This is a genomic window from Kribbella sp. CA-253562 (assembly GCF_050942265.1).
Lineage (GTDB): Bacteria > Actinomycetota > Actinomycetes > Propionibacteriales > Kribbellaceae > Kribbella.
The window spans coordinates 658,563-672,039 of the sequence record NZ_CP192049.1 but is presented as its reverse complement, the minus strand read 5'-3'; the positions used below and the strand labels follow the sequence as shown (position 1 = coordinate 672,039).

The following is a 13,477-nucleotide window of genomic DNA, read 5'->3' as shown; positions in this document are numbered from 1 at the left end:
GGACGTAAGGCGAGGAGACCCGCCCAGAACGACAGGAGCAGGCTGATGAAACGCCCCACCTTCCTCCGGACGGCGGCAGTCGCCGTCGCGACCACCCTCGCCCTGGTCGGCTGCACCGGGACCAGCGGCACCAACGGCAGCGGAGGAGGTGGAACGGCGGCCAACGGCCTGATCGACTACCTCGACTACGGCGACTTCGGCGGCGGGACCGCGCCGCAGGCCAACTACAACCCCTATCTCGAGGCGACCCGGCTCGGCGCGGTCGACTACGTCTTCGAGAAGCTGATGGTCTACGACAACTTCTCCTGTACGCCGAAGCCGTGGCTGGCCACCGCGTTCAAGTGGACGGACCCGAAGACGCTGAGCTTCACCCTGCGCGACAACGTGAAGTGGAACGACGGCAAGCCCTTCACCAGCAAGGACGTGACGTTCACCTTCGACCTGCTGAAGAAGCACCAGGCGCTCGACACACAAGGGATCTGGCGCTACCTGGCCGCGGTCGAGGCGCCGGACGCCAAGACCGTGACGATCCGCTTCAAGGAGCCCGGCGCGTCCACGTTCACCCTGGTGACGAACGTGTACGTCGTACCGGAGCACGTCTGGTCGCAGCAGGCCGACCCGGTCACCTTCGTCAACGCGCAGAACCCGGTCGGCACCGGCCCGATGAAGGTGAAGTCGTTCAATCCCCAGCAGCTCACGATCGAGCGGAACCCGGACTACTGGCAGGCCGACAAGGTCAAGGTGCAGGAGATCCGGTTCCACAAGGCCGACGCCGGCGGTGCGGTCGAGCAGCTCAAGCTGAGCCGGGGCGAGTACGACACCAACGCGATGTTCGTGCCGGACATCAAGAAGGCGTTCGTGGACCGCGATCCCGAGCACAACCACTACTGGTACCCGCCGGGCGGCTCGATCTCGGCGTACATGAACCTGACCGAGGCGCCGTTCAGCGACGTGGCGTTCCGCAAGGCGCTGACGACGGCGTTCGACCGGGACCAGATCATCACCAAGGCCCAGCTGGGTTACGTGAAGGCGGCCAGCCAGACCGGTCTGGTCGTCCCTGGTCAGGAGAAGTGGTTGCCGCAGGGCCTGCAGGACGAGGGCCGGATCAAGTTCGACCCCGCCGCGACCGAGAAGGCGCTGGTCGACGCCGGCTACCCGAAGGATGCCCAGGGCAAGCGTCTGGGCAAGGACGGCAAGCCGGTCACGTTCACCTTCAAGGTGCCGGGCAGCTACACCGACTGGGTCTCGGCGGCGCAGATCATCGTGCAGAACCTCAAGGCGCTCGGTTTCGACGTGGCGCTGGAGACGCCCAACCCGGCGACGTACGAGAGTGATCGCGCGGTCGGCCGCTACGACATGCTGTTCGGCGTCCACGGTGGTTCGTGCAACATGTTCCGCAACTTCTCCGAGCCGCTGGGCAGCGACCAGTCCGCGCCGATCGGCAAGAAGGCGGCCAGCAACTTCGTCCGCTGGAACGACCCGGCGACCGACAAGCTGCTCGACGAGCTCAGGCTCGCCACGGACGAGGCGAAGCAGAAGGAGGCCGTCGCCGGACTGGCGAAGGTGATGACCGAGCAGGTCCCGATGATCCCGCTCTGGTACGGCGCGAAGTGGTTCCAGTACCAGACCGACAAGGCGGTCGGCTGGCCGGACGAGAAGAACCCGTACGCCTCTCCCGGCGACAACATCCTGGTGCTGACCAACCTCGAGCCCGCCGGAAGCTGACATGCGCTACTTCCTGCGCAGGGCCGGCTTCTTCCTGGCCACGCTCTGGGCCGCGATCACGCTGAACTTCCTGATCCCCCGGCTGCAACCGGGGGACCCGGCCGAGGCGATCGTGTCCCGGCTCGGCGGGCAGAGCCAGGCGATCGATCCGGCCCAGGTCGAGGCGGTCCGCAAGATGCTCGGCACCCCGGACGGCAACCTGCTCACCCAGTACGGCGACTACCTGGGCGCCGTCCTGCGGGGTGACTTCGGCATCTCCTACACCTACTTCCCGTACACGGTGACGCACATGATCGGCCAGGGGCTGCCCTGGACGCTGATCCTGGTCGGCGTCACCCAGATCGTGTCGTTCGTGGTCGGCACGCTGCTCGGCGCGTGGGCGGCGTACCGGCGCAACAGCCGGGTCGACTCGGTGATCACGCTCGGTTCGACGTTCGTCGGCACGCTGCCGTTCTTCTGGCTGGCGCTGGTGCTGATCTACGTCTTCGCGATCACGCTGAACTGGTTCCCCAGCGGCGGCGGGTACGGCGGCGGCAGCAATCCGGGCTGGACCTGGCTGTTCTTCTCCGACGCCTTCCAGCACAGCGTGCTGCCGGCCGTGTCGCTGCTGATCGTCGGCCCGATCGGCTGGATCATCGGCATGCGCAACAACATGGTCCAGACCCTCGGCGAGGACTACGCCCGGCTGGCCCGGGCCAAGGGCCTGTCCCAGCGGCGGATCGCGCTGACCTACGGCGCGCGGATCGCCGTACTGCCGAACGTCACCGGGTTCGCGATCGCGCTCGGCGGCATCCTGGGCGGAACGGTGCTGGTGGAGTCGATCTTCAACTACCCGGGGCTGGGCCGGATGATGCTGGAGGCCGTCTCGAACCGCGACTACCCGTTGATGCAGGCGTTGTTCCTGTTCATCACGGTCGGCGTGCTGATCGCGAACTTCCTGGCCGACCTGCTGTACGGCGTACTGGATCCGCGGGTGCGACGGGAGGAGGCGGTATGAGCACGTCCTTGCCTACGCGGCCGGCCGACACCGAGCAGGCCGAGGTCGCCGCGGTCGAGGCGTCCCGGTCGTCCCGCGTGCCCGGCTGGTTCGTCATCCTCTGGCGCAACCGCAAGTGCCGGATCGGGCTGGTGATGCTGTTCGGGTTCGTGCTGATCGCGGTGTTCGCGCCGCTGATCGCGCCGTACGGGCCGCGGGAGAACACGTTCACGCCGTCACTCGGCCCGTCGGGCGGCAACTGGCTCGGCACCACCGCTCAGGGCGAGGACGTGTTCAGCCAGCTCGTGTACGGCGCGCGCACGTCGCTCGTGGTCGGGCTGGCGGCGGGCACACTGTCGACGGCGATCGGACTGGCCGTCGGTCTCACCGCCGGGTATCTGCGCGGCACGGTCGACGAGGTGCTGTCGTTCTTCATCAACCTGGCGCTCGTCGTCCCGGTGTTGCCCTTGATGATCACGCTCGCGGCGTACGCGCCGGTGAAGGGGCTGTGGCTGATCATCTTCGTCATCAGCATCACCGGCTGGGCGTACGGCGCACGGCTGAAACGCTCGCAGATCATCACGCTGCGGACCCGGGACTACATCACCGCGGCGAAATTCGCCGGCGACTCGACCGCGCGCATCATCGTCCGGGAGATCTTGCCGAACATGACCTCGCTAGTCGTCGTCGGGTTCATGGGCGCGTGCCTGGGCGCGATCGGCGGCGAGGCCGGCCTGGCCTTCCTCGGCCTCGGCGACCCGACCACCACCAGCTGGGGCACGATGCTCAACCAGGCGAACACCGGCGGCGCGATGCTGACCGGCCAGTGGGCCTGGCTGGTCGCGCCCGGCCTGGCGTTCGCCGGGCTGATGACCGCGCTGACGCTGATCAACTTCGGGGTCGACGCCCTGAGCAACCCGCATCTGAGGGAGGACTGAGATGGCCCTGCTCGAGGTTCGCGATCTGTCGGTCACCTACACGCCGCGCGACAGCGCGCCGGTCCGCGCGGTCGACCGGGTGTCGTTCGACGTGGCCGACGGGGAGTTCGTCGGGCTGCTGGGCGAGTCCGGCAGCGGCAAGTCGACGCTGGGCAACGCGATTCTGGCGTTGCTGGACAAGCCGGCCGCGGTCACCGGCGGCTCGGTCGTGTTCGACGGTACGACGGTGACCGGCGCGTCGCAGGAGCAGCTCAAACCGTTGCGGTGGGCAAAGATCTCGACGGTGTTCCAGAGCAGCATGAACTCGCTGAACCCGGTGATCACGATCGGCGCGCAGTTCGCGGACACGTTCGCGGCGCACGGGCGCGACGGCGATCCGGCGCGGCTGCTGGAACTGGTGTCGCTGGATCCCGGCGTACTGGAGAAGTATCCGCACGAGTTGTCCGGCGGGATGAAGCAGCGGGTCGCCCTGGCGCTCGCACTGGCGCTGGAGCCGCGCTTCGTGTTGCTCGACGAGCCGACCACCGGGCTGGATGTTGTTGTCCAGCGCAACATCCTGGACCGGTTGCGTGAGCTGCAGGCCGAACTGGGCTTCGCCGTCCTGTTCATCAGCCACGATCTCGGCACGGTGATGGAGATGGCCGACCGGGTGATGGTGATGTACGCCGGCGAACTCGTCGAGGACCAGCCCGCCGGCGCGATGATGCGTTCGCAGCTGCACCCGTACACTCAGGGCCTGCTCGGCTCGTACGCCGATCCGCGGGCGACCGAGATCAGCGTGGACTTCATCCCGGGCCGTCCGCCGGACCTCTCCCGGCCGCCGACGGGCTGCCGCTTCACCGCGCGCTGCCCGGTCGCGATCGACGACTGCTCGACGCACCATCCTCAGCTTCTCCCCGCCGGCGCCGGTACGGCCCGTTGCCTGCTGGTCGAAGGTGGTGTCGAGGTCGACGCCCGGCGCGCCCGCACCTTCGTCGCCGTACGGGACGCGGGGGCGCCGGGCGAGCCCGTGCTGTCGGTGCGCGAGGCGGTGAAGGAGTACAAGAATCTGCGCGCCGTCGACAACGTCTCGTTCGACCTGCATCCCGGCCGCGTCACCGCCTTGGTCGGCCAGAGCGGCTCGGGCAAGACCACTCTCGCCCGCTTGATCACCGGCGTCGAACGCCCGACCGCGGGCGAGATCACCTTCCAGAACTCGGTGCAGGTGGGCAAGCTCCGAGGCCGCAAGCTCCGCGCCTACCGCCGGCACACCCAACTGGTCTTCCAGGATCCGTTCGCCGCCCTCAACCCGACCCGGACGGTCGCGTACGCCCTCTCCCGCCCGCTCCGCAACCACCTGGGCCTCTCACGAGCCGACGCCCGCACCCGCGCCGGCGAACTCCTCGAAACCGTCGGCCTGTCGCCGGCCGCGCAGTACCTCGACAAACTCCCCCACCAACTCTCCGGCGGCCAGCGCCAGCGCGTGGTCATCGCCCGAGCCCTCGCCCCCGAACCAGAGATCCTGATCGCCGACGAGCCCATCTCCATGCTCGACGTCTCGATCCGCGCCGAGATCCTCGCCCTGCTGGACAAGCTCGTCCGCGACCGCGGCATCGCGATGCTCTACATCACCCACGACCTGCTGAGCGCCCGCCTGCTGGCCGACGACGTACTCGTCCTCAACCAGGGCAAGGTCGTCGAGTCCGGCCCCACGCTCGACGTCATCCAGCACGCCCAGGACCCGTACACCCAACTCCTGCTCGACTCGATCCCCACCCCGGGGGTCGGACGCGCCGACGCCGCTGCCGGACTCCCAATCAACACCTAGAGTCAGTTCGGGGCTGATTGCGGTCACCCAGGGTCAGGACGAAGGGGGCTTGCCATGGCGCGTCGCCGTGGGTTCTTCGCGGAACGCGAGCATCAACGTCAACTGCAGCAGAAGCAAGCGGCCCGCGAACAACGAGAGCGCGAACGCCTCGTCGCCCAAGCGCGACGGCAGCGGGAGCAGCGAGCCAGAGAAGCCGAACGCGCAGACAAGCAAGCCGCGAAGGAGGCTGCAGCTCGCTACGTCGAGGCGCGTCTCGCGGAAGTCGAGACGCTGAACAACGAGCTCGCCGTCCAGGTCGCCGAGCTGGACGGCCTTCTCGTCAATGCGCTGAAGCGCTCCGCGCGGATTCCTTTCGCTTCCCTGCGCAAGGCACCGGCCTTGCCACGTTTCGCGCCGGGCAACCTGGCCACGCCTCAGCCTCCGCCAGTATGGGAGCAGTTCGCCCCGGCACCGGCCACCGCCGTACAGCGGATGTTCAAGAAGCAGCAGCTGGAACAGGCAGCGTTCCAGGCGCGAGTTCAGTTCGAGCAGGCACAGGCTCAGTACTTCGCCCAGGACCAGGACAGATTGCGACGACTGGCGGAGGCGCAACGGGCTCACGCCATGCAGGTGGCCGATGCCGAGCGCAGGGCCACGGAGGCCAACGCCAAGGTCGACGCGCTCGAGCAGGCGTACAAGGCGAAGAAGCCGGAGGCGGTGAACGACTACGTCGAAATGGTGCTGGAGTCGCGTCCCTTGCCCGACGGCTTCCCGACGGACGTCGAAGTGGCCTACCAGGCCGAGGTCCGCCGGATGTTCGTCGTGATGGAGCTTCCCGGCGTCGACGCGATCCCAGCTCAGACCGAGTACCGCTATGTCCGGGCCAAGGACGAGATCGTCCCCAAGGCCCGGCCGGTTCGTGAGATCAACCAGCGCTACAGCAATCTCGTCGCGCAGCTGGTACTACGGACCATGCGCGACGTGTTCGACGTCGTCGGCAAAGACCTGATCGGCGACGTCGCGATCAGCGCGCACGTGTCGACCCGCAATCGTGCGACCGGTCAGCCGGAACGTCCTTGCCTGGTCAGTCTGATCACGACGCGTGAAGACTTCAGCGAGCTGGTGCTGACTGATCTCGATCCGAGCGAGTGCCTTCGCCATCTGAACGCGCTCGTCTCCAAGCACCCGTGGGATCTCGAAGCGGTTCGGCCGGTGTTCGATCCCGATCTGTCGCGATACAAGTTCGTCGACGCCCACGACGCGACCGCTGGATTGGACAGTCGCATGGTCCTGCTCGATCTGCACCCGACGGAGTTCGAGCACCTGGTCCGGCAACTGTTCGAGGCGATGGGGATGAAGTCCTGGGTGACTCAGGCGTCTCGTGACGACGGCGTGGACGGTGTCGCGGTGAACGAGGACCCGATCATGGGCGGCGTCTGTGTCATTCAAGCGAAGCGGTACCGCGGCGTCATCTCCACGGAGGCAGTCCGGGCTCTTGCCGGCACCATGGGACAGCTGAAGGCCAGTCGCGGTGTACTCGTGACGACCTCATGGTTCGGGAAGCAGTCCCACGACTTCGCCGCCGAACACGGGCGGATCCAGCTGATCGAGGGACCTCACCTGAAGCACCTCCTGCAGGAGCACCTCGGGCTCGACGTACTCATCGGTGAGCTGAAAAGCAGATCCAGGCGGTCCTGAAGCAAGGTGTCTGTCCCCACTCCTGCTCGACTCCATCCCGAACCCGGTGGAGACTGGGGGCAGGAGGCAACCATGGGTGTCGACGTCCTGACCGAGGTGGTGATCGACCGGCCACTGGCGGTGGTGGCCGATTACGTGGTGGATCCGACGAACGCGCCTGAGTGGTACGTGAACATCGAGTCGGTGGAGTGGCGGACCGACCCGCCGGTGGCGGTCGGGTCGCGGCTCGACTTCGTGGCGCGGTTTCTCGGGCGGCGGCTGGCCTACACCTACGAGGTCGTCGAGCTGGTGCCGGACGAGCGGCTGGTGATGCGGACCGCGCAGGGGCCGTTTCCGATGGAAACCAGCTACGAGTGGTCGGCCGAGTCCGCGAGGAGTACGCGGATGACGTTGCGGAACCGTGGCGAACCGTCGGGCTTCGCCACGGTCGCGGCGCCGTTGCTGGCGGGTGCGATGCGCCGGGCCAATCAGAAGGATCTGGCCCGGCTCAAAGCCCTGCTGGAGAGTCGTTAGACGGTTTTGACCGAGGCCAGGAGCTTGGCGAGGGACTCGCGGGCGTCGCCGAAGAGCAGCGTCGTCCGGGGGTCGTAGAGCAGCTCGTTCTCGATGCCGGCGAAGCCGGGGCGCATGGAGCGCTTGAGGAAGATGACGCGCTGGGCCTCGTCGGCGTTCAGGATCGGCATGCCGTAGATCGGGGCGCTGGGCGTGGTTCGGGCGGCCGGGTTGACGACGTCGTTGGCGCCGACGACCAGGACGACGTCGGCCTGCTTGAAGTCGCCGTTGATCTCGTCCATCTCGCGCAACTGCTCGTACGGGACCTGGGCCTCGGCGAGCAGCACGTTCATGTGGCCGGGCATCCGGCCGGCCACCGGGTGGATGGCGTAGTCGACCTTGACCCCGCGGCCCTGCAGCTCCTCGACCAGGTCGCGCAGGGTGTGCTGGGCCTGCGCGACGGCCAGGCCGTAGCCGGGCACGATGATCACGCGCTGGGCGTAACCGAGCAGGATCGCGACGTCCTCGGCGCTGCCGGAGATCACCGGCCGGTCGGACGCCGTACCGCCACCGAGCGTCGAACCACCGCGGACCGCACCGAAGAGGATGTTGAAGACCGACCGGCCCATCGCGTCGGCCATCAGCTTGGTCAGCAACGTACCGGCCGCGCCGACCAGAGTGCCGGCGACCAGCAGCAGCGTGTTGCCGAGCACGTAACCACCGGCCGCGACCGTCAGGCCGGTGAAGGCGTTCAGCAGCGAGATGACGATCGGTACGTCGGCACCGCCGACCGGCAGCACCAGCATCACGCCGACCGCGAGCCCCAGCAGGCAGAGCAGGACGCCGACCAGGACGCGTGGCTCCGAGACCAGCCAGACCGACACCGCGACCCCGCCGAGCAGCCCGGCCACGAACAGCACCGGCAGCCCGGGGAAGGTGATCGGGCGGGTGGTCATCAGTTCCTGCAGCTTCGCGAACGTGACGATCGAGCCGGAGAATGAGATCGCCCCGACCAGGACCGTGAACGCCGTGGCGATCGCGGCGACGGTCTGGCCGTCCTGGACGTGGTCGAGCTCCATCAGCGCGACCAGCGCGGCCGCGCCACCGCCGACCCCGTTGAACAGCGCGACCAGCTGCGGCATGTGCGTCATCTGCACCCGCCGCGATCCGACCACGCCGCCGACCGTGCCGATCAGCAGCGCGATCAGGATCGGGACCAGGTTGTCGGGCTTGTAGGCGACGAACGTGATGATCACGGCCAGCACGGCGCCGGCCGCGCCGAGGGCGTTACCGGTCCGCGCGGTCTTCGGCGAGGACAGCGCCTTGAGCGCGAGGATGAAGCAGACCGCGGCGACCAGGTAGCCGATCTGCGCCCAGGTGCCGATCACTTGTGCAGCTCCTTCTTGCGACCGCCCGGACCACGGAACATCTCCAGCATCCGGTCGGTGACGACGAAGCCGCCGACCATGTTCACCGTCGCCAGTACGACGGCCAGCAGCCCGACGATCACCACCGGCACCGACTCGGCCTGCCCGGTGACGATGATCGCGCCGACCAGGATGACGCCGTGGATCGCGTTGGCGCCGGACATCAGCGGCGTGTGCAGGGTCGCCGACACCTTGCTGATTACCTCGACGCCCACGAACGCCGCCAGCACGAAGATCGTCAGCAGAGCAATGGACTCGGTCATGAAAGCGGTCCCTCCAGCAGTTCGCGGGTCGGCTCGTGCAGGACCTTGCCGTCGTGGGTGACGCAGCACCCGGCCACGATCTCGTCGCTGAAGTCGGGATCGAAGGCCGCGTTGCGGGTCATCAGCGTGATCAGGTTCGCCACGTTCTGGCCGTACAGCCGGCTGGCCGGACCGGCCATCTGGCTGGGCACGTTGGAACCGCCCCAGACCAGCGCGTTGCCGATCATCAGTTCGGTCCCGGCCACCGAGCCCTCGACGTTGCCGCCCTGCTCGGAGGCCAGGTCGACAACGACCGAGCCGGGCTTCATCTGCTCGACCATCTCCCGGGTGACCAGGATCGGCGCGGTCCGCCCGGGCACCGCGGCCGTGGTGATCACCGCGTCCGCGCCGGCGACGTACGGCGCGAGCAGCTCACGCTGCAGCTGGGCGCGTTCGGGCGTCATCTCGCGGGCGTAACCACCCGGGCCGTCCAGCGTGCCGAGCTCGAGCTCGATCGGCTGCGCGCCCATCGACGCGATCTCCTCGGCCGCGGCCGTCCGGACGTCGTACGCCTTGACGACGGCACCGAGGCGCTTCGCGGTCGCGATCGCCTGCAACCCGGCGACGCCGGCGCCGAGGACGAGCACCTGGGCCGGCGGCACCGTGCCGGCGGCGGTCATGTTCAGCGGGAAGAACCGGGGCAGTCGCTCGGCCGCGACGATCGCCGCGCGGTAGCCGGCCACCAGGGCCTGCGAGGACAACGCGTCCATCGCCTGCGCCCGGGAGATCCGCGGGATCAGCTCCATCGCGAACGCCGTCAGCTTGGCCCGGGTCGCGGCCCGGACCACGTCCGGCGGGTTCGTCGGCAGGAACGACATCAGCGCGGTGCCGGCGTGCAAGCGCTGCAGGCGTTCGCGCTCCAGTGGCTGGACCGAGGCCACCACCGTTGCCGCGTGGTCGGCGCCCCAGGCGACTTCCGCACCGGCCTCCCGGTAGGCGTCGTCGGAGAACAGCGCCCGCTCACCGGCCGCGGGCTCGACGGCGACCTCGTACCCGAGCTGGACGAGTTTGACGACTTGTTCCGGCACCAGCGCCACCCGGCGCTCGGCCGGACGGGTCTCTCGCACGACTGCGATCTTCACTCGCCGAAACCTATGCCAAACTCTGGGTCGCCGGAAAGCCCGCTCGCACTTGAGGCGTGTTTTCCCATTGCCCGCCGTAGCGAGCAGGTGCCCGGTGCGGTAGCTCGTGCCGGGTGCCGCGCAGTAGGCGGGCCATGGGGAGACACGCCCTAACCGGCCAAGTTCTTCAGCAGGTGCGCTTCGGCCAGGCAGACCTTGGCGAACTCCTCCAGGTGCAGGCCCTCGTCGATGCCGTGGGCCCGGGTGTCGGGATCCTCCACCCCGGTGACCAGAACGGCGGCCTGGGGGAAGGCCTGCTGGAACTCGGCGATGAACGGGATCGAGCCGCCCATGCCGGTGTCGACGGGCTCGACGCCCCAGGCCTCGGCGAACGCCGACCGGGCCGCGTCGTAGGCCGCGCCGCGCGCGTTGATCGAGCACGGCTGACCGAGGTCGCCGTCGGTCACGGTGACCTGCGCACCCCACGGCGCGTTCTGTTCGAGATGGTTGCGCAGGGCCTGCATCGCCTTGGTCGCGTCGTCGCCCGGCGCGACGCGCAGGCTGACCTTCGCCCGGGCGACCGGGACGAGGGTGTTGCTGGCGTCGGCGACCCGCGGCGCGTCGATCGCCAGGACGGCGATCGCCGGGCGCGTCCACAACCGGTCGACCAGCGAGCCGGAGCCGATCAGGCGGACCTGGTCGAGCACGCTCGACTCGGCCCGGAACCGGTCCTCCGGGTAGTCCAACTCGGCCGCGCGGCTCGCGTGCAGACCGTCGACCGCGACGTCGCCGTTGTCGTCGTGCAGCGTCGCCAGCAGCCGGCACAGCGCGGTCAGCGCGTCCGGCACAGCGCCGCCGAACAGACCGGAGTGCACGGCGTGGTCGAGCGTCCTCACCTCGACGTAGCAGTCGACCAGTCCGCGCAGCGACACGGTCAATGCAGGCTGACCGATCGCCCAGTTGCCCGAGTCGGCGATCACGATCGCGTCCGAGGTCAGCTCCTCGGAGTACTCGTCCAGCAGCCGCAGCAGGGTCGGCGAGCCGATCTCCTCCTCACCCTCGACGAACACCGTCACACCGACCGGAAGATCGTTGCCAAAGGCCCGTACGGCGGCCAGGTGCGCGGCGATGCCGGCCTTGTCGTCGGCCGCGCCCCGGGCGTACAGCCGGTCGCCGCGCTCGGTCGGCTCGAACGGCTCCGAGGTCCACTCCTCGACGTTGCCGGTCGGCTGGACGTCGTGGTGCGCGTAGAGCAGCACGGTCGGCTTGCCCGCCGGCGCCGGCTTCTTCGCGATCACCGCGGGCGCGCCCTCGCCGGCCCGCACGATCTTCACCGTGAACCCCTCCGCCTCGAACAGCGCGGCAGTCGCCTCGGCGGACCGCTGGACGTCGGCCGCACGGGCCGGGTCCGCACTGACCGAGGGAATCCGGATCAGGTCCTCGAGGTCGGCACGGACGGAGGGCAGAACGCGGTCGATCGCCGCACGCAGGTCGGTCATGCCGCCTACGGTACTGCGGGCCACTTTCCCACGCGCTAGCTGCCGTTGTAGGTCACGGAGTTCAGCACGTCGGCCAGCTCCTGCGGATCCTCGCCGCGGACCTGGATTCGCAGCAACTGTTTGCCGGAGACCTTCCGGTACTGCTCCATCACGTCGGCATTGTCGTCGCAGTTGTACTTGAACGTGACCCGCTGCTCATCGCCGGCCGGCGTGGTTTCCGTGCCGTCCGGGGAGCACCCGGCCGGCGCCGCACCAGTGGTCGGCAGCGCGGTCTGGTCGACGAGGCCCACGAAGACGCCGGAGGTGTTCGAATCGCTCGGCCAGGCCGAGGTGTCCTCGCTGACCAGCAACGCGAACGGCACCTTCTGGGTGGACTTCTGGTCCCAGTTCCGCGGCACCTCGACCTGGACGTTGTCCTCGGTCACCGCGACCGGCCGGCTCATCACGAGCTGGTAACCGGCGTACCCACCGCCACCGGCCAGCAACACCGCCAGTACGGCGGCGATCCAGCCGGCACGCCTGTTCCGCCGCGGCGCCGCCACAGCCGCGACAGTCGCCTCGGCGTCGGCACCGCCTTCGGTCTTCGCGTCGGCCGGAGTCGCGAGCTGGGTCTCCTGGTCGATCCCACCCGGCCCGGTCGGCACCGGCAGTTCCTCGGCCGGAACCAGTCCGGCCGGGATCTTGCCCGTGGTGTGCGCCTCGCGCAACGCGTTGAGGAAGCTGTCCAGGTCGGGCCAGCGCTTCTCGCGGTCCGGCTCCAGCGCGCGGCGGACGACGGCGTCGATCGCGTCCGGCACGTCCTCGCGCAGGGTGCTCATCGACGGCGGCGGCGCGTCGATCCGCATCACCGCGCCGAGACTGGCCACCCCGTGCGGCGCCTGGCCGGTGAACGCGGCGTACGCGACGGCGCCGAGCGAGTACAGGTCGGCGCGGTGGTCGAGCCGGTCGCCCATCACCTGCTCCGGCGCGACGTAGGCCGGCGTACCGCCCGGCATCGTCAACTGGGACACGGTTTCCAGCGACTTGCCCAGGCCGAGATCGCCGAGCATCGCGCGGTCGCCGGACGGGTCGGTCCGGAACAGGACGTTCGCGGGCTTCACGTCGCGGTGCAGGACACCGCGGGCGTGCAACTGCTTGAGGCCGCTGCCGACCTGGGTGATCACCTCGACCACCTCGGCGACCTCCAGCGGGCCGGCCTTGATCTTGTCGGCCAGCGACCCGCCGTCGGCGTAGGTCAGCACCAGGTACGGCCGGCCGTCCTCGGTCTCGCCGACGTCGTGCACCCCGACCACGTGCGGCGAGTCGACCCGGCGCAGGAAGCGTCCCTCGGCCAGGAACCGCCGCCGGACGTCGTCCTCGTCGATCCAGTTGTCGGACAGGATCTTGACCGCGACCTCGGCGTCCAGCTGCTCGTCACGGGCCAGCCAGACGGTCGCGAAACCACCGGCACCCACCCGGCGGACCAGGGAGTACCGGCCGATCCGGGGTGGCTGGTCCATGCCCGCATTATGCTCGATCGCTCCTGCGACCGCGTCGCCGGAGCGAACAAAACACTCAGTTGTGACGTCACACC

11 protein-coding genes are annotated in these 13,477 nt (G+C 69.0%); 6 read left to right on the top strand and 5 right to left on the bottom strand.

The window, feature by feature from the left end:
- The first annotated feature begins 45 nt into the window (after positions 1-45).
- The 6 genes from ACQPXM_RS03245 (at position 46) to ACQPXM_RS03220 (ending at position 7,636) form a co-directional block, all read left to right on the top strand.
- The gene (locus tag ACQPXM_RS03245; RefSeq protein WP_432944568.1) at positions 46-1,725 is read left to right on the top strand and encodes an ABC transporter substrate-binding protein; all 1,680 of its coding nucleotides are present in this window, start codon (positions 46-48) and stop codon (positions 1,723-1,725) included.
- Between the two features lies 1 nt (position 1,726).
- Positions 1,727-2,722: an ABC transporter permease gene (locus tag ACQPXM_RS03240; RefSeq protein WP_432944566.1), complete on the top strand. Its 996-nt coding sequence runs from the start codon at positions 1,727-1,729 to the stop codon at positions 2,720-2,722.
- The gene (locus tag ACQPXM_RS03235) at positions 2,719-3,639 is read left to right on the top strand and encodes an ABC transporter permease (protein ID WP_432944564.1); all 921 of its coding nucleotides are present in this window, start codon (positions 2,719-2,721) and stop codon (positions 3,637-3,639) included. The genes ACQPXM_RS03240 and ACQPXM_RS03235 overlap by 4 nt, the downstream gene beginning before the upstream one ends.
- A 1-nt stretch (position 3,640) precedes the next feature.
- The gene (locus tag ACQPXM_RS03230; RefSeq protein ID WP_432944563.1) at positions 3,641-5,446 is read left to right on the top strand and encodes an ABC transporter ATP-binding protein; all 1,806 of its coding nucleotides are present in this window, start codon (positions 3,641-3,643) and stop codon (positions 5,444-5,446) included.
- A gap of 54 nt (positions 5,447-5,500) precedes the next feature.
- Entirely contained in the window at positions 5,501-7,123 is a 1,623-nt protein-coding gene (locus ACQPXM_RS03225) for a restriction endonuclease (RefSeq protein ID WP_432944561.1), read from the top strand.
- 72 nt (positions 7,124-7,195) lie between these two features.
- A complete protein-coding gene (locus ACQPXM_RS03220; RefSeq protein ID WP_432944559.1) occupies positions 7,196-7,636 on the top strand; it encodes an SRPBCC family protein in 441 nt (146 codons plus the stop codon).
- Here ACQPXM_RS03220 and ACQPXM_RS03215 read toward each other — a convergent pair.
- The 5 genes from ACQPXM_RS03215 to ACQPXM_RS03195 all read right to left on the bottom strand — a co-directional run bounded on the left by ACQPXM_RS03215 (position 7,633) and on the right by ACQPXM_RS03195 (position 13,403).
- On the bottom strand, positions 7,633-9,003 hold the full coding sequence (locus ACQPXM_RS03215) for an NAD(P)(+) transhydrogenase (Re/Si-specific) subunit beta (protein ID WP_432944557.1): 1,371 nt from the start codon (positions 9,001-9,003) through the stop codon (positions 7,633-7,635). The two genes, ACQPXM_RS03220 and ACQPXM_RS03215, sit on opposite strands and share 4 nt — an antisense overlap.
- Positions 9,000-9,305, bottom strand: a complete 306-nt coding sequence (locus ACQPXM_RS03210) for an NAD(P) transhydrogenase subunit alpha (protein ID WP_077017778.1) — start codon at positions 9,303-9,305, stop codon at positions 9,000-9,002. Before ACQPXM_RS03210 ends, ACQPXM_RS03215 begins: the two co-directional genes overlap by 4 nt.
- Positions 9,302-10,426, bottom strand: coding sequence for an NAD(P) transhydrogenase subunit alpha (locus ACQPXM_RS03205; protein WP_432944555.1), 1,125 nt, complete (start codon positions 10,424-10,426; stop codon positions 9,302-9,304). Before ACQPXM_RS03205 ends, ACQPXM_RS03210 begins: the two co-directional genes overlap by 4 nt.
- 149 nt (positions 10,427-10,575) lie before the next feature.
- Positions 10,576-11,904: a dipeptidase gene (locus ACQPXM_RS03200; protein WP_432944553.1), complete on the bottom strand. Its 1,329-nt coding sequence runs from the start codon at positions 11,902-11,904 to the stop codon at positions 10,576-10,578.
- A gap of 35 nt (positions 11,905-11,939) precedes the next feature.
- Positions 11,940-13,403, bottom strand: coding sequence for a serine/threonine-protein kinase (locus ACQPXM_RS03195; protein WP_432944551.1), 1,464 nt, complete (start codon positions 13,401-13,403; stop codon positions 11,940-11,942).
- Positions 13,404-13,477: the final 74 nt, after the last annotated feature.

What these genes read in the sequence shown, in the direction of transcription:
- ACQPXM_RS03245 (WP_432944568.1), top strand. Translation starts at nt 46, where the DNA reads ATGAAACGCCCCACCTTCCTCCGGACGGCGGCAGTCGCCGTCGCGACC.
- ACQPXM_RS03240 (WP_432944566.1), top strand. Translation starts at nt 1,727, where the DNA reads ATGCGCTACTTCCTGCGCAGGGCCGGCTTCTTCCTGGCCACGCTCTGG.
- ACQPXM_RS03235 (WP_432944564.1), top strand. Translation starts at nt 2,719, where the DNA reads ATGAGCACGTCCTTGCCTACGCGGCCGGCCGACACCGAGCAGGCCGAG.
- ACQPXM_RS03230 (WP_432944563.1), top strand. Translation starts at nt 3,641, where the DNA reads ATGGCCCTGCTCGAGGTTCGCGATCTGTCGGTCACCTACACGCCGCGC.
- ACQPXM_RS03225 (WP_432944561.1), top strand. Translation starts at nt 5,501, where the DNA reads ATGGCGCGTCGCCGTGGGTTCTTCGCGGAACGCGAGCATCAACGTCAA.
- ACQPXM_RS03220 (WP_432944559.1), top strand. Translation starts at nt 7,196, where the DNA reads ATGGGTGTCGACGTCCTGACCGAGGTGGTGATCGACCGGCCACTGGCG.
- ACQPXM_RS03210 (WP_077017778.1), bottom strand. Translation starts at nt 9,305, where the DNA reads ATGACCGAGTCCATTGCTCTGCTGACGATCTTCGTGCTGGCGGCGTTC.
- ACQPXM_RS03200 (WP_432944553.1), bottom strand. Translation starts at nt 11,904, where the DNA reads ATGACCGACCTGCGTGCGGCGATCGACCGCGTTCTGCCCTCCGTCCGT.
- ACQPXM_RS03195 (WP_432944551.1), bottom strand. Translation starts at nt 13,403, where the DNA reads ATGGACCAGCCACCCCGGATCGGCCGGTACTCCCTGGTCCGCCGGGTG.